Source organism: Streptomyces sp. NBC_00258 (genome assembly GCF_036182465.1).
Lineage (GTDB): Bacteria > Actinomycetota > Actinomycetes > Streptomycetales > Streptomycetaceae > Streptomyces.
In genome coordinates, this window is record NZ_CP108081.1 from 3,108,869 (window position 1) to 3,124,798 (window position 15,930).

General features: G+C 71.4%; 13 protein-coding genes. 10 read left to right on the plus strand and 3 right to left on the minus strand.

Annotated elements, in window-relative coordinates:
- Nucleotide 1: 1 nt before the first annotated feature.
- Genes OG718_RS13990 through fdhD form a run of 3 tightly spaced genes read left to right on the plus strand, consistent with a single transcriptional unit; the run spans nucleotide 2 to nucleotide 3,553 of the window.
- On the plus strand, nucleotides 2-1,825 hold the full coding sequence (locus OG718_RS13990) for an NAD(P)H-dependent oxidoreductase subunit E (protein ID WP_143640895.1): 1,824 nt from the start codon (nucleotides 2-4) through the stop codon (nucleotides 1,823-1,825).
- Nucleotides 1,822-2,682: a 2Fe-2S iron-sulfur cluster-binding protein gene (locus OG718_RS13995; RefSeq protein WP_143640896.1), complete on the plus strand. Its 861-nt coding sequence runs from the start codon at nucleotides 1,822-1,824 to the stop codon at nucleotides 2,680-2,682. Before OG718_RS13990 ends, OG718_RS13995 begins: the two co-directional genes overlap by 4 nt.
- 7 nt (nucleotides 2,683-2,689) lie before the next feature.
- On the plus strand, nucleotides 2,690-3,553 hold the full coding sequence (fdhD, locus tag OG718_RS14000; RefSeq protein ID WP_143640897.1) for a formate dehydrogenase accessory sulfurtransferase FdhD: 864 nt from the start codon (nucleotides 2,690-2,692) through the stop codon (nucleotides 3,551-3,553).
- Between the two features lie 146 nt (nucleotides 3,554-3,699).
- On the opposite strand, the gene OG718_RS14005 is transcribed toward fdhD, so the two are convergent.
- On the minus strand, nucleotides 3,700-4,227 hold the full coding sequence (locus OG718_RS14005; RefSeq protein WP_306943204.1) for an isochorismatase family protein: 528 nt from the start codon (nucleotides 4,225-4,227) through the stop codon (nucleotides 3,700-3,702).
- 258 nt (nucleotides 4,228-4,485) lie between these two features.
- Here OG718_RS14005 and OG718_RS14010 point away from each other — a divergent pair, with 258 nt between their 5' ends.
- From OG718_RS14010 to OG718_RS14025, 4 genes are all read left to right on the plus strand, one after another.
- Nucleotides 4,486-4,758 (plus strand): hypothetical protein, encoded by a 273-nt coding sequence (locus OG718_RS14010; protein WP_055616762.1) that lies wholly within the window; start codon nucleotides 4,486-4,488, stop codon nucleotides 4,756-4,758.
- Complete coding sequence (locus OG718_RS14015; protein ID WP_328844282.1) at nucleotides 4,755-5,507, plus strand: collagen-like protein; 753 nt, start codon at nucleotides 4,755-4,757, stop codon at nucleotides 5,505-5,507. Before OG718_RS14010 ends, OG718_RS14015 begins: the two co-directional genes overlap by 4 nt.
- Before the next feature lie 329 nt (nucleotides 5,508-5,836).
- A complete protein-coding gene (locus OG718_RS14020) occupies nucleotides 5,837-7,801 on the plus strand; it encodes a sialidase family protein (RefSeq protein ID WP_328844283.1) in 1,965 nt (654 codons plus the stop codon).
- Nucleotides 7,802-7,811: 10 nt separating this feature from the next.
- On the plus strand, nucleotides 7,812-9,047 hold the full coding sequence (locus OG718_RS14025; RefSeq protein WP_143640901.1) for a DUF4185 domain-containing protein: 1,236 nt from the start codon (nucleotides 7,812-7,814) through the stop codon (nucleotides 9,045-9,047).
- Here the strand turns inward: OG718_RS14025 and OG718_RS14030 are convergent.
- Nucleotides 8,986-10,029 (minus strand): bile acid:sodium symporter family protein, encoded by a 1,044-nt coding sequence (locus OG718_RS14030; protein ID WP_143640902.1) that lies wholly within the window; start codon nucleotides 10,027-10,029, stop codon nucleotides 8,986-8,988. The genes OG718_RS14025 and OG718_RS14030 overlap by 62 nt on opposite strands.
- Nucleotides 10,030-10,179: 150 nt before the next feature.
- Between OG718_RS14030 and OG718_RS14035 the strand changes: the two genes are divergently transcribed.
- Nucleotides 10,180-11,046 carry a LysR substrate-binding domain-containing protein gene (locus tag OG718_RS14035; protein WP_328844284.1) on the plus strand — a complete coding sequence of 289 codons (867 nt, stop codon included), beginning with the start codon at nucleotides 10,180-10,182 and terminating at the stop codon, nucleotides 11,044-11,046.
- Nucleotides 11,047-11,133: 87 nt separating this feature from the next.
- Here OG718_RS14035 and OG718_RS14040 read toward each other — a convergent pair whose 3' ends face one another.
- Nucleotides 11,134-12,108: an Lrp/AsnC family transcriptional regulator gene (locus tag OG718_RS14040; RefSeq protein WP_143640904.1), complete on the minus strand. Its 975-nt coding sequence runs from the start codon at nucleotides 12,106-12,108 to the stop codon at nucleotides 11,134-11,136.
- A 138-nt stretch (nucleotides 12,109-12,246) separates the two neighbouring features.
- Here OG718_RS14040 and OG718_RS14045 point away from each other — a divergent pair, with 138 nt between their 5' ends.
- Both OG718_RS14045 and OG718_RS14050 read left to right on the plus strand, forming a co-directional pair.
- A complete protein-coding gene (locus OG718_RS14045) occupies nucleotides 12,247-13,740 on the plus strand; it encodes an MFS transporter (RefSeq protein WP_328844285.1) in 1,494 nt (497 codons plus the stop codon).
- Nucleotides 13,741-13,963: 223 nt separating this feature from the next.
- Entirely contained in the window at nucleotides 13,964-15,790 is a 1,827-nt protein-coding gene (locus tag OG718_RS14050; RefSeq protein WP_306936604.1) for an AMP-dependent synthetase/ligase, read from the plus strand.
- Nucleotides 15,791-15,930: the final 140 nt, after the last annotated feature.

The window sequence follows — 15,930 nt, forward strand, 5'->3', positions numbered from 1 at the left end:
AGTGGACCTGCGCTTCGGTGACAGCAAGCCGACTGACGAGGAACGGGCGGCCATCGACACACTGCTCGGTCCTCCGGAGTCCTCGTGGGAGGGCGCCGACCGTTCCGACGCCGACCTGAGGTGGGCACGCGGCGGGCGTGAGGCCCGGGAACGCCGTGACCTGCTGTTGCCGGGGCTGCACGCCGTCAACGACCGGATCGGCTGGATCAGCGAGGGCGCCCTCGACTACCTCTGCCGACGGCTGACCGTGCCGCCTGCGGAGGCGTACGGGGTCGCCACCTTCTACGCGATGTTCTCGGTGAAGCCGCGGCCCGCGACGGTCCTGCACGTGTGCACGGACCTCGCGTGCGCGGCGGCCGGGGCATCGGAGCTGTGCGCGGGTGTCGAGGCCGGGCTCGGCCTCGGCAGCGGTGTGAGCGTCGAGCGCAGCCCCTGCCTGGGCCTGTGCGAGCGGGCTCCGGCCGCGCTGGCGATCAAGGCCGGGGATCCGGTGCGTACGGCCGTGTCGGCGCCCGCGACCGTCGAGCGGGCCGTGCTCGCGGCGAGCTCGCCCGACTCGGCGCCCGAGGAGCCGCCGGCGGCCCTGGCGGTCCCGCAGGCCGGCGACCCGTCCCTGATGCTGCTGAGCCGTGTCGGCGTGGTCGATCCGGCCTCACTGGACGACTACCGGGCACAGGGCGGCTACACGGCCCTGCGGCAGGCCTTCGCGATCGGCCCCGCCGGGGTCATCCGCGAGGTCACGGACGCGGGCCTGGTCGGGCGCGGCGGCGCCGCCTTCCCCACCGGCCGCAAATGGCAGGCCACGGCGTCGCAGCCCGACCGTCCGCACTACCTCGTCTGCAACGCCGACGAGTCCGAGCCGGGCACCTTCAAGGACCGCGTGGTCATGGAGGGCGACCCGTACTCCCTCGTGGAGTCGATGACGATCGCGGGCTACGCGGTCGGCGCGCACAAGGGCTACCTGTATCTGCGCGGCGAGTACCCGCGGGCCCTGGAACGCATGGAGCACGCCATCGGACAGGCACGCGCGCGTGGACTGCTCGGCGACGACGTCCTCGGCCAGGGGTACGCCTTCGACATCGAGATCCGGCGCGGCGCGGGCGCCTACATCTGCGGCGAGGAGACCGCCCTCTTCAACTCCATAGAGGGGTACAGAGGGGAGCCGCGGTCGAAACCGCCCTTCCCCGTGGAGAAGGGTTTGTTCGGCAAACCCACCGCCGAGAACAACGTCGAGACGCTGGTCAACGTGCTGCCCATCCTCACGATGGGGGCTCAGGCCTACGCGGCGATCGGCACCGGCAGGTCCACGGGACCGAAGCTGTTCTGTGTGTCGGGCAGCGTGGACCGGCCGGGCATCTACGAGCTGCCGTTCGGTGCGACGCTCGGCGAGCTGCTGGACCTCGCGGGCGTACGTAAACGTTTGCGCGCGGTGCTGCTCGGCGGTGCGGCCGGCGGTTTCGTACGGCCCGACGAACTGGACATCCCGCTCACCTTCGAGGGCACACGGGAGGCGGGCACGACGCTCGGTTCCGGGGTCGTGCTGGCCTTCGACGACACCGTGCCGCTGCCGCGTCTGCTGCTGCGGATCGCCGAGTTCTTCCGCGACGAGTCCTGCGGGCAGTGCGTGCCGTGCCGGGTCGGGACAGTGCGACAGGAGGAGGCGCTGCACCGCATCGTCGACCGGACGGGCGCGGACGCGGCGTCCGACATCGCCCTGCTCCGCGAGGTGGGCCGTGCCATGAAGGACGCCTCGATCTGCGGTCTCGGGCAGACCGCGTGGAACGCCGTGGAATCCGCCATCGACCGCCTGGGGGCGTACGAATGACCTTGATACCGCTGGGGATCCCCCGCCGTCTGCTGGAGTTCACGATCGACGGCGAGCCCGTGCGCGCCCCGGAGGGGTCGACGATCCTCGACGCCTGCCGGTCGGTGGGCAAGGACGTCCCGACGCTCTGCCAGGGCGACACCCTGGCCCCCAAGAACGCGTGCCGTGTGTGCGTCGTCGAGGTCGAGGGCTCACGCACCCTCGTCCCGGCCTGCTCCCGCAAGGCCGAGGCGGACATGCAGGTGCTGACGGACAGCGAACGCGCCCGGCACAGCCGCAAGATCGTCCTCGAACTCCTCGCGTCCTCGGTCGACCTGTCGACCACACCGGAGGTCGCCGGGTGGCTCAAGGAGTACGAGGCGAAACCCGACCGGTTCGGCCCGGACGCGGCCCGTCTCAACGAGGAACCCAAGGTCGACAACGACCTGTACGTGCGCGACTACGACAAGTGCATCCTCTGCTACAAGTGCGTGGACGCCTGCGGCGACCAGTGGCAGAACACGTTCGCGATCTCGGTCGTCGGGCGCGGTTTCGACGCCCGGATCGCCGTCGAGCACGACGCTCCGCTCACGGACTCGGCGTGCGTGTACTGCGGCAACTGCATCGAGGTGTGCCCGACGGGCGCCCTGTCGTTCAAGTCGGAGTTCGACATGCGGGCGGCGGGTACGTGGGACGAGCCGGCGCAGACCGAGACGACCACGGTGTGCGCCTACTGCGGAGTGGGCTGCAATCTCACCCTGCACGTGCAGGACAATGAGATCGTGAAGGTCACCTCGCCGCACGACAACCCGGTGACCCACGGCAACCTCTGCATCAAGGGCCGCTTCGGCTACCAGCACGTACAGAACCGGGACTGATCAGGACATGGGACGAGTCACGGAACGACGCAAGGTGATCCGCATCCGGGACGGGGCGGTCTCCACCCGCCCGGACACGCTCGTCGCCGAGGAGCCACTGGAGATCCGCCTCAACGGCAAACCCCTCGCGATCACGATGCGCACCCCGGGCGACGACTTCGCGCTCGCGGCGGGCTTCCTGGTCAGCGAGGGGGTCCTCGGCAGGGCCGACGAACTGCAGAACATCGTCTACTGCGCGGGCGCGACGGTGGACGGCTCGAACACGTACAACATCGTCGACGTGCGGACCGCGCCCGGCGTCGTCATCCCCGACATCACCCTCGAACGCAACGTGTACACGACCTCGTCCTGCGGCCTGTGCGGCAAGGCGAGCCTGGACGCGGTCCGTACGACCGCCCGCTGGTCGATCGACGACACGGCGGGCGACACGGCTCCCCCGGTGCGGCTCGAACCCGAACTGCTCGCGAGCCTCCCCGACCGGCTGCGCGCGGCGCAGCGCGTGTTCGACCGGACCGGGGGTCTGCACGCGGCGGCGCTGTTCACGGAGGGCGGCGAACTCGTCGACATCCGGGAGGACGTGGGCCGGCACAACGCGGTCGACAAGCTGGTCGGCCGCGCCCTCCAGAACGGCTCGCTGCCGCTCTCCCGCACGGTCCTGCTGGTGTCGGGCCGGGCGTCCTTCGAGCTGGCCCAGAAGGCCGTGATGGCGGGCATCCCGGTCCTCGCGGCGGTCTCGGCGCCGTCCTCCCTCGCGGTGGACCTGGCCGCCGAGTCGAACCTGACACTGGTCGGCTTCCTGCGGGGCACCTCCATGAACGTGTACGCGGGCGAGCACCGCATCGCCCTACGGGCCGCGGCCTCCCAGGGCTGACCGGTCTCCCCGCTGCACGGCGGCGGGGCCCCCACCCGGCGGGGAGCGCCCCCTGCGCCGGAGGGGCCTCGCCTCTTTTGGCGCTCGGCTCGCCTCCGGGGCGCAGAAGCCTGTGGTTGTCCTGCTTCAGTTGGCCTGCTCGCCGGTCAGCCCCTTGCGAAGCGCACATCCTCGGCCGTGACGACCGTGCCCAGGCGTGGGAAGTCCAGCTTCACCGAGGCCTCGTGCTCGGGGCCGGTGAGGGCGGCCATGGCGTTCTCGACGAAGACGAGGTCGTAGCCGAGGTCGCCGGCGGCGCGGGCGGTGGACTCGACGCCGAGGTTGGTGGCGATTCCGCCGAACACCAGCGTGGAGACACCGTGTTCACGGAGCCGCTCGTGCAGCCCCGTGCCCTGGAAGCCGCCGATGGTCCGCTTCACGATCTCGATGTCACCGTCCGCCGCGAGCCCCGCGACCAGACCGCTGCCGGGCGGCTGCTCGTGGACACCGGGCCGCTCCACGCGCACGAGTACGACGAGCGCGCCCACCTGCCGGAAGACGGCCGCCAACTCCTCGGCGACGGTGAGGACCTCGGTCCCCTTGCGGGGCTCAAGGGGCAGTCCGACGATGCGGTCCATCAGATCGACGAGCACGAGGGCGGTTCGTGCGGGGTCGAGGGCCAGGCGGGGTTCCATGTCCGGTGCGTTCATGACGGAACGTTAGCCCGCATCAGCCGTCCGTACTGGAAATCCGGATCAACAGGCCCGTGAACTGCTCGGGTTGGACCCCTTCATCGCGAACCGGTGGTACAGCCGGATATGACGCTCCGTCAGCACCCGTCCGGAGGTACCGGCGGAGCGGGCGCGTACCCCGGAGGCATTTGACTCGTTGCTCCGGACGACCTCGAACGGGCCCCGTACGCACGGCCCGTCGTCCAGGTAGGAGGCAGTTACTTGGATGCCGGCACCACCCTGCTCGGCTCGTTACTTGCCTGCGCGGGCGTGCTGGGCGCGGCCGTCGTGGCGTACTTGGGGAAGCGGGGCGAGAACGCCCTGAACGGCTACTCCAGCCTGACCGAGAAGCTCCAGTCCGAGCGCGACCGCCTTGAGCGCCAGATCGCCGAACGCGACACGCGCATCGACGAGTTGTCGACGATGCACACCGCCGACCAGTCGGAGATCGCCCGTCTGCGACTCGACATCCACCGACTGGGAGGAGCGCCGTGACCCGGTTCCAGCGGCTGCTTGCCCTGCGCTGGCGCAGCATCTTCCTCGTCTGCGTGCTGATCGCGCTCTGCGGTGTCGCGGTCATCCTGTGGGCGCGGATCGACTCCGGTGACCGCAGGGCCGACGGGCTGCGCGCCGAGGCCGACCGGCGCGGCGAGGCCGTGTCGACGCTGGCGCAGGACGTACGCGATCTGCGCGCCCAGGTCGAGGCCGGCGGCGGCACCCCGGCGGCACCCGATCCGTCCGACGCCGTCGACGACCTGCTCGACCGGGTGCGCGTGCCGGCCGCCGCACCCGGCGAGCCCGGCGCCAAGGGCGACCGGGGCGCGACCGGAGCGGGCGGGGCACCCGGTCCCGGCGGTCAGCGCGGAGCGCGCGGCGAGAGCGGGCCGCCCGGCTCACCGGGCTCCCCCGGCCCGTCCGGTCCCTCCGGAGAGCCCGGTGAGCCGGGTCCCCCTGGCGCCGACGGCCTGAACGGGGCGAACGGCACGGACGGAGCGGGGGGTGCTGCGGGGCCGCCCGGTTCCGACGGCTCGCCGGGCTATCAGGGACCGAAGGGGGATCCCGGTCCCAAGGGCGAGAAGGGCGACCCCGGACCCTCGTGCCCGGACGGCTACAGCCTCCAGGCGCCCGCCGGCGACCCGGACGCGCTGGTCTGCCGCAGAAGCGGCGGGGCCGCCCCCGTCCCCGAACCCGCGGGGCTCCTCCCGGTGCCGCCGCCGCTGCTCCGACGGAGGGAACTCGCCTAGCCCGGCACGCGTCGTCGCCCGCCCACGGCACCGGGTGTTCCACAGTCGCCGGGCGGGCTCCCAGGTTCACTGAGCGGAACCCGCCCGACCGCCGAAACGCGAACCGCCCGACCGCCGAGGGGAGGCGCACACCGCCAAGCGGCACCGAGTCCTCGTCCGCCGTGCGCCAACTTCCCCCGGCACGACCCGTGCACGCTTCTTGTGGGGTGCCTGAGAGCCCAAGTAGCGTCTGTGGCGCGCACGTTGGACGTGGGATGTCCAGATGTCCAGACCTATCTCGATGTCCAGATGTATCCAGATGTCCAGACGCACGAAGGGCAGGTCGCACCATGCCGTCAAGTCTTCGCGCACATCTCAGATCCACTGCTCGCGCACGCCTCGGCTCCACCCTGACAGCGGTCCTCACCGCGTCCGCGCTGCTCGGGCTGCCGAGCACCACGCACGCCCAACCCGCCGACGGGCCCGCCGAATCCGCCAGATCCACCGCGTCTTCCATGTCCTCGGCGCCTGCCGCGGCCACCGCGCCAACCGGATTCGAGCAGCAGGTGCTCTTCAAGGCCTCCCAGGATCCCGGTTACGCCTGCTACCGCATCCCGGCAGTCGTGAAGACCACGAAGGGCACACTGCTCGCGTTCGCCGAGGGCCGGGTGAACGACTGCAGCGACGCCGGTGACATAGACATCGTGGTCAAGCGCTCCACCGACGGCGGCCGCACCTGGGGCCCGCTCCAGGTCGTCAACGAGGGCGCGGGCGACACGCACGGCAACCCCGCCCCGATCGTGGACCGCGAGACCGGCCGCGTGGTGCTGGCCGAGACGTACAACACGGGCCGTCCGGGCGGCGGCAACTGCGATGTCCCGTGCGACCGCACCCCGCACATGCAGCACAGCGACGACGACGGCCTCACCTGGTCCGAGCCGCGCGACCTCAGCGACGAGATCCTGCCCGCCCACTGGAACTCCTGGTACGCGACCGGTCCCGTCCACGGCATCCAGCTGACCCGGGGCAGGCACGCGGGCCGGCTGGTCTTCGGGGTCAACACCGAGACGTGGAACGGCAGTCGAGTCTCCGCGAACCACGCCGCGCTCATCGTCAGCGACGACGGCGGCGACCACTGGAGGATCGGGGCGACGGACTCGTGGCCGATCGCGGAGGACGGCACGTTCCGGCAGAAGGCGTCCGAGATGACGATGACCGAGGGCGCCGACGGGACGATCCTCGTCAGCGGCCGCGAGCAGGACGGCACCGATCTCGGGCACCGCACCCAGGCGTTCAGCCGCGACGGCGGCAACAGCTTCACCTCGCCGTTCCGTGCGCTCCCCGACCTCTACACGCCCCAGGTGCAGGGCTCCACGCTGCGGTTGGGCAACCGGATCCTGCTCGCCTGCCCCGGCGACCCGGACCGCCGCCGCACGATGATGATCCGCTCCTCCTACGACGGCGGGCGCACCTGGGACAGCGTGGACCGCGGCACGGTGGTCACGACGGACTGGTCTGGCTACTCGGACATGGCGGGCATCGGCGGCAGCGCGGTGGGCCTGCTGTACGAGGGCGGCGCCGTGGACGCGCGCGACGAGATCCGGTTCGCGCGGTTCACCGAGGACTGGCTGCAGCCCCGCCGCGGCCCGGACCCGACCACCGTCGACCGTGCCCCGCGCGCACCCCGCGCGGCGGTCCTCGGCGGGGCCGGGGAGACGGACGGCGTGTTCGGCGGCGCCCTCGAGTTCGACGGCACCGACGACGCCGTACGCCTGCCCTTCCGCGACGAACTGCCGCTCGGGACGAAGGACTTCACCGCGTCGCTCTGGTTCCGCTACAGCGCCACCACCGGTGAGCAGCCCCTGCTGTGGATGGGCGGGGTCGGCGGTGCCCAGCCGCAGGTGTGGCTGCGCGGCGAACCCGCGAGCGACCGTATCCAGGGGCTGATCACCGTACGGGACGGCGCGAACGCCCCGCGGTCCGCGTCCGTGCGCACGACCGGCGCGTACAACGACGGCGAGTGGCACCATCTGGCGCTGCGCCGCGGCGGAGGACAGCTGACGCTGTTCGTCGACGGGACCTCGGCCGGCACGGCCGATGTGCCGGGTTCCGTGAGCCGCAACGCGCCGTTCGGTGTGCACATCGGGCAGAAACTGGACAGCCGGGCGCACTTCACGGGCGCGATCGACGACGTCCGGGTCTACGACCGGGCGCTGAGCGACGCCGAGTTGACCGGTGTCCGCACGACCGGCGCGCCTGTGACCCGGGACACCGTGCTGTGGCTGCCCATGGACCGGGTGAGCGGCAGCCACTAACGTCCCGGGCGTGCCCGACGACTCACGAGCACGACAGCGCACGGGGACCGGGCTCGGCCTGCTCCTGGCCCTGGTCCTCGGCGCCGTGCTGCTCACCGCCCTCCCGGAGGACGACGGCCGGGAGGGCTCCTGCCGGGCCCGTACGGTCGAGTCCTGGGCCGCCGACCGGGACCTCACGGGCGAGTTCGCGCGGTACGGGGACGACGCCTCGCGGGCCGACGACTGGACCGGCGGCGACGGAACGCACTCCGTGCGGCTGCCGGACGGCCGGGTGCTGTGGCTGTTCTCGGACACGTATCTCGGCCAGGTGTACCGCCCGCCGAACCCGGCGGGCGAGTCCTACGCGTGGCGGGACACGACCGCGCCCCTGGTGCGCAACTCGGCCGTGGTCATGGACGACGGCCGTCTCCAACGGACCCTGCCCGCGCCGCTGTTCGCGGACCCGGCCCCGGGCCAGTGGCGCTGGCCGGTGGCCGCCCGCGTCGAGCCCCGCTCCCCCGGCTCGTCCGAGCAGGTCGTACGGGTCGTGCTGTGGACGCGTACGACCGGCACGTACCCCTGGATCTACGGGGTGCCGACGGCCACCGAGGTGGCCACGCTCTCGCTGCCGGATCTGCGGCTCGAAGGCATCGTGCGCGTTCTCGACCAGCAGCGGGTCGAGGACCCGGCGAAGCGGGTGCTGTTCGGCACGACCGCGCTGACCGACGACGGGGACTGGACGTACGTCTTCGGCGGCGACGACGCGCGAGCGGCCGCCCAGCCGGCGTCGAAGGCGTACGTCGCGCGTGTGCCCCGGGGCCGGCTGGCGGATCCCGGCGCGTGGCGGTACTGGGACGGCGAGCGGTGGACCATCCCCTCGCTCATGAAGCCCGTGCTGGGCGACGGCGGGCGCAAGGGGGTGGGCAGCGCCTTCACGGTCGCCCGTGAGGGGGGCACGTATGTGCTGTTCACGATGGCGGCGGGCGCCGAGGGACTGACGACCATCACCTCGTACTGGGCGTGCTCCCCCACCGGGCCCTGGCACGGGCCCGGCAAGGGCTTCAGCCCGCCGCTGCCGGAGCAGGGGGCGGGCGTGGCCGCGTACAACCCGCAGCTCCATCCGACGGTGAGCCGGGGCAGGCTCGTGCTCAGCTACGACGTCAACTGGCTGGACGCGAACGGCGGTGTCACGGCGCAGGCGAACCTCAGCCGGAACGTGTCCCTGTACCGACCGCGATTCGTGACTCTGCGGCTGGGGCCGGGGTGACGGGCCGTTCCGCCTCGGGGTCGCGGGAGCGGCGTTTGGCGATGACCGCGCAGACCATGAGCTGCATCTGGTGGAAGAGCATCAACGGCAGGACGGCCAGCGAGGCGTGGGCGCCGAACAGCACGCTCGCCATGGGCAGTCCGGAGGCGAGGGACTTCTTCGACCCGGCGAACTGGATGGCGATGCGGTCCTCGCGGTTGAAGCCCAGCGCCTTCGAGCCGTACCAGGTGAGCGCCAGCATCACGGCGAGCAGCACGGCCTCGACCGCGAGCAGACCGCCCAGGCGCAGCGGGCTGACCTGGTGCCAGATGCCCTGCACCATGCCCTCGCTGAACGCGGTGTAGACGACGAGCAGGATCGAGCCGCGGTCGACGTATCCGAGGACCTTCTTGTGGCGCGCGACGAAGCCGCCGATCCAGCGGCGCAGCAACTGCCCGGCCAGGAACGGCACCAGCAGCTGGAGCACGATCTTGAGCAGCGAGTCGGCGGAGAAGCCGCCCCCGGTGCCGCCGAGGAGGGCCGCCGCGAGCAGCGGGGTGAGCACGATGCCCACGAGGGAGGAGAAGGAGCCCGCGCAGATCGCCGCCGGAACGTTTCCGCGCGCCATCGAGGTGAAGGCGATCGAGGACTGGACCGTGGACGGGACCAGGGTGAGGAAGAGCAGACCGGTGTAGAGCGAGTGGTTCAGGAGCACCGGTTCGAGACCGCGGGCCGCCAGGCCGAGCAACGGGAACAGTACGAACGTGCAGGCCAGGACCGTGATGTGGAGCCGCCAGTGCCGTACTCCGTCCATCGCCTCACGGGTGGACAGGCGGGCCCCGTAGAGGAAGAAGAGGAAGGCGATCGCCGCGGTGGAGGCGCCGGACGCGACATCGGCTCCGGTTCCCCGGGCGGGCAGAAGGGCGGCGAGCCCCACCGTCCCGAGCAGCAGCAGGATGTACGGGTCGATCGGCAGCCAGGACGGCCACTTCAGGCGTTTCACGGTGCTCCGTTGCTCAGTCGGTTCAGTGCGGTGGTGCAGTACGGCGGTTCAGTGCTGGGGCGTCCCCTCTCCATCGTCCTCCTCGGACCCTTGATCGGGAATCCGTCATACCACTCTGACTGTCATCACGAATCGCGATAGCCTGGAGGTGTGTACGACCCTTCACAGCTGCGCACGTTCCTGGCGGTGGCCCAGACGCTGAGCTTCACGCAGGCGGCCCGGCGGCTCGGGCTGCGCCAGTCCACCGTCAGCCAGCATGTGCGGCGCCTGGAGGACACGGCCGGACGGCAGCTGTTCTCGCGGGACACCCACTCCGTGGAACTGACGGAGGACGGCGAGGCCATGCTCGGCTTCGCGCGCCGCATCCTGGAGGCGCACGAGCAGGCGGCGGCGTTCTTCACGGGGACGCGGCTGCGCGGCCGCCTGCGTTTCGGCGCTTCGGAGGACTTCGTCCTCACCCGTCTCACCGAGATCCTGGAGGGCTTCCGGCACGACCATCCGGAGGTCGACCTGGAGCTGACGGTCGAGCTCTCGGGCACCCTGCACGAGCAACTGGCCGACGGAAAGCTCGACCTGGTGCTGGCCAAGCGCCGCCCCGAGGACCCGCGCGGTGAACTGGTCTGGCACGACCGCCTGGTCTGGATCGGCTCGGAGCGGCTCCGCCTGGACCCCGAGCGTCCGGTCCCGCTGATCGTCTACCCGCCGCCGGGCATCACCCGCGCCCTCGCCCTGGAGGCCCTGGAACGGCAGGGCCGGGCCTGGCGCATCGCCTGCACCAGCGGCAGCCTCAACGGCCTCATCGCTGCCGCCCGAGCGGGCCTCGGCGTCATGGCCCACTCCCGGGGCCTCGTCCCACCGGGCCTCGTCCGCGTCCCCGACCGCGCCGGCCTCCCCGAACTGGGCGAGGTCGACTTCGTCCTCGTACACGCCAAACGCCACACGGCTGCGAAGAGCGCGGCGGACGCGTTGGCGTCGTCGATCCTGGCAGGCGGAGTCAGACTTCACCGAACCCGCTGAGCCCGAGGGGAGCGCCCCCTCAGGGGCGCGGGGAACTGCGCGACAAGCCACAACGAACCCGCAGATCACAACGCACCCCGCGGAGCGCTACCGCGTCCTCTGCTGATAGGTCAGCTGCTTGACCCGCCGAAGAAACGGCGAGGTCTCCACATGCTGCACCCCTTCGAGCCGCCCGAGCTTCCCACTCACATACGCATAGAGCGCGGCGGTATCCCGCGCGACAACCGTGGCGACCAGATTGGACGGCCCCGCAGTCGCCGCCGCGTGCGCGATCTCCTCGTGCTCGGCCAACGCACTGCCCACCGTGTCCATCGCCCCCGGCGCCGCCGTGATCCACAGGATGGCCCCGACGGAGAACCCGACAAGGGCGGTGTCGTACTCGATGTCGACGAACAGCGCACCGGAGCCGAGCAGTTGACCGAGTCGCCGCTTGACGGCGGACTCCGACCGGCCGGTGGCCCGCTGCAGCTCCGGGTAGGTGGCACGGCCGTCCCGTTCGAGGGCGCCGACCAGCGGCTCGTCCTCGGCGGTGATCCGTGCGGGGCCGGCATCGGGAACCGGCGCCGGGCGCAACGCGGCGACCTGCTCACCGGTGAGCGGCCCGTGCTTGACCAGCCAGCCCACCGGGCCGCCGAAGAACGTGTGCAGCAGCTGGAAGGCCCGGATCTCCACGATGTGCGGTGTCCGCGGAAGCTTGCCGAGCAGCAGGTCGTCCTGGTCGCCCGCGGTACGGGGCCGGGTCATGCAGACGACCTCCGTACCGCCCGAGGTGAGGCCGATCCAGGCCGTGTCGGGCCGACGCGCCAGGGCGTTCGCGATGGTCTCCGCACCGTCGGGCGCGCAGCGCAGCCGGAGAATCCAGTCCTCCCTGCCGAGCTTCCTGTTGTTGCGTACGGCGACGACCCGCAGGCCGCCCTCGGAGAGCAGCCTGCGGTAGCGGCGGGCCACGGTCTGGTCCGAGACGCCGAGGACGGCGGCGATGCGGCTGAAGGGGGCTCGTCCGTCGATCTCAAGCGCGTGGAGGAGCTCCACGTCGAGCGCGTCGAAGGTGGGGGATTCCATCGGTTGACCGCATTTCCATGTCGGTATCTGGCGTCATTTCGTCGCCGATCACCTGGATCGTCCGGCGGCATCTCATCGTACGAGGGACGCACGGAGAGGCACGCACGAGGCGTGCCGTGGGACGAGGAGTTGTTGAGGATGCGTACATGGGGACCGCTCACGGCGGTCTGTCTGGGCACGTTCATGCTGCTGCTGGACGTGACGATCGTGATCGTGGCGCTGCCCGACATCGCGCGGGCACTGGACGCCTCGCTGAGCGATCTGCAGTGGGTCGTCGACGGGTACGCGCTCGCGCTCGCCGCACTGTTGCTCGCGGCGGGTGCGGCGGCCGACGTGCTGGGCCGGCGCCGGGTGCATGTGGTGGGTGTCGCGCTGTTCGCGGCGGCCTCGCTGTGGTGCGGGCTCGCGTCCGGGCCGGGGATGCTGGTGGCGGCGCGCGGGGTGCAGGGGGTGGGCGCGGCCGCGATGTTCGCGACGACGCTGCCGCTGCTGGGCTCGGTGTACCAGGCACGGCAGCGGTCGGCCGCGCTCGGTGTGTGGGGCGCGGTGAGCGGTTCCGCGGCCGCGGTCGGGCCGCTGGTCGGCGGGCTGCTCGCCGAGGGGCCCGGCTGGCGGTGGATCTTCTTCGTCAACCTGCCGGTGAGCGTGGCCTCGGTGTGGCTGACCCTGCGAGTGGTGCCCGAGTCGCGCGGCCCGCACGAGATGCGGGTCGACTGGGCGGGTACGGCGACGTTCGCGTGCTTCGCGGGGGCGACGACGTACGCGACGGTGCGGGCCGGGTCGGACGGCTGGACGTCGACGCCCACCGTCGTGTCGTACGGGCTCGCGGCGCTCTCGCTGCTCTGCTTCGTCCTCGTCGAGCGGCGGGCGGCCCATCCCCTGCTCGATCTCGCGCTGCTGCGCCGGCCTGCGTTCGTGGGCGTGATGCTGGGGGCGCTGGCCTTCAACGCGGCGGCGTTCGGCGTGATCCCGTATCTCTCGATCTGGCTGCAGACCCTGCAGGGGATGAGCCCGGTGCGGGGCGGGCTCGTGCTGCTGCCGCTGACCGGGGCCTCGGTCGTGGCGTCGGTGCTCGTCGGGCGGCTGCTGCACGGCGTCCCGGCGCGGATCACCGTCGGCGGCGGGCTGCTGCTCATCGGGGCCGGCATGTTCTGCCAGGCCGTGCTCGACGCGGCCACGACCTGGACGGTCCTCGTGCCGGGTCTGGTCCTGGTGGGCCTCGGTACGGGTCTGGTGGCGCCGACGCTCGCGGGCGCCGCGCTGGCCACCGTACGGCCCGAACGCGCGGGCATGGCGGGCGGCGCGGTCAACACCTCCCGGCAGCTCGGGTACGCGCTCGGAGTCGCCGTCTTCGGCACGGTCGTCACGTCCCGGATGCGGGACACCCTCCCGCACGAGGCCGCACACACCCTCGCGGGAGGCGGAGCGGAAGCCCTGCGAGGCACTTTCTCCTCGCACACCCTCCACGCGGCCTTCGCCTCGGGCCTCAACACGGCAGCTGTGGTGGCGGGTGTGACGGGAACGCTCGCGGGTGCCCTGGTCCTGGCACTGGTGCGCGCCCCTCGCCCGCACCGGGCCTCGCCGCTCGACAGCCCGATCCAGGAGGAGAGGGTTCAGGCCCCGCACCCCTGAAGGGGAGCGCCGCAGCGTAAGTGGGTCGTACAGATTCCGTGGAGATTACGGGTCCGAAACTTACGGAAGAGTAAGGATTCTGTCCCGGCCAGAACCATTGTGGCCGTATTTCAACGGTTGACCAGTGCGCACCCCCGCCCTCACACCGATTCGGCGCCCCTCCCGCCGAGGAGCATGGTGGGGTAGCTTTCACGGCGCTGCGGAGCACCACAAGGAGCGGGGATTGCGCGAGTTCACCAACCCTCCCCTGGCGTCGGCACCGCCGGTGGGCGGCCTGGCCGATGCCGTGTTCGAACATGCCCAGGAGGATCCGCTCTACATCGCACTCGGCCGCAAGGACGACGAGGGCCAGTGGCGCGACGTGACGTCCGCCGAGTTCCGGGACGAGGTCCTGGCGCTGGCCAAGGGTTTGCTGGCGCACGGCATCCGGTTCGGCGACCGGGTCGCGATCATGTCCCGTACCCGCTACGAGTGGACCCTCTTCGACTTCGCGCTGTGGTCGATCGGCGCGCAGGTCGTGCCCATCTACCCCACCTCGTCGGCGGAGCAGGTCTTCTGGATGCTGCACGACGCGCAGGTGTCGGCCGCGATGGTGGAGCACGAGGACCACGCGATGACCATCGCCACGGTCATCGACCGGCTCCCGACGCTGCACAAGCTGTGGCAGCTGGACGCGGGCGCGGTGCAGGAGCTGTACGAGGCCGGTGGCCACATCGACGACGAGGTGGTGCACCGGCATCGGCGGGCGGTCACGCCCGAGTCGACGGCGACGATCATCTACACGTCCGGAACGACCGGCCGCCCCAAGGGCTGCGTCCTCTCCCACGCGAACTTCATGTTCGAGTCGGACACGGTCACCGAGCGCTGGGAGCCGCTCTTCCACTCCAAGCGCGGCGACCAGGCGGCCACCCTGCTGTTCCTGCCGCTCGCGCACGTCTTCGGGCGGATGGTGCAGGTCGCGGCGATCCGCGGACGGGTCAAGTTCGGCCATCAGCCGCAGCTCAACGCGGCGGCCCTACTGCCCGATCTGGCCGCGTTCCAGCCGACGTTCTTCCTCGCGGTGCCGTACATCTTCGAGAAGGTCTTCAACGCGGCACGCAGGAAGGCGGAGCGGGAGGGCAGGGCGGGCCCGTTCGAGAAGGCCGTCGAGGTGGCCGTGCGCTACGCGGACGCGGCGGAGGCGAAGGCGTGGGGCATCGGCCCCGGGCCCTCGGCGGCACTCCGGGTGCAGCACCAGCTGTTCGACAAGCTCGTCTACTCCAAGATCCGTGCCGCGATGGGCGGTCGTGTGAAGCACGCGATGTCCGGCGGCTCGGCGATGGACCGGCGGCTCGGCCTGTTCTTCGCGGGCGCCGGCGTGCAGATCTACGAGGGGTACGGGCTCACCGAGTCCACGGCGGCCGCGACCGCCAACCCGCCCGAGCGCACCCGGTACGGCACCGTGGGGCAGCCCATCCCGGGCACGACCGTGCACATCGCGGACGACGGCGAGATCTGGCTGAGCGGCTCCAACGTCTTCCAGAGCTATCTCAACGACCCGAAGGCCACCGACGCGACCCTGCACGACGGCTGGCTCGCCACCGGTGACCTGGGCGCGCTCGACGAGGACGGCTACCTCACCATCACCGGGCGCAAGAAGGAGATCCTGGTGACCTCCGGCGGCAAGAGCGTCTCGCCGGGGATCCTGGAGGAGCGGGTGCGCGACCATCCGCTGGTCGCGCAGTGCATCGTCGTCGGCAACGACCGGCCGTACATCGCTGCGCTCGTCACCCTCGACGGGGAGGCCGTCGAACACTGGCTGCAGATGCGGGACAAGCCCCAGCTGACTGCGTCCGAGCTGGTCCGGGACCCCGATCTGGAGACCGAGGTGCGGCGCGCCGTGGTCGCCGCGAACACCCTCGTCTCCCAGGCCGAGTCGATCCGCACGTTCCGGATACTGGCCCACCAGTTCACCGAGGAACACGGGTTGCTGACACCCTCCCTGAAGCTGAAGCGCAAGGCGATCGAGAACGCGTACGGGGCGGAGGTCGAGGCGCTCTATCGGGCGTAGGCGCCCCGTCAGGGGTGCGGGGAACTGCGCGACCAGCCACAACGAACCCGTAGCCGACACCCAACCGACCTGACGGTTCATCACATATCGATGCGTCAGATATTGACGCATCGTCAGATCGCACGGATCATTTCGGTCAC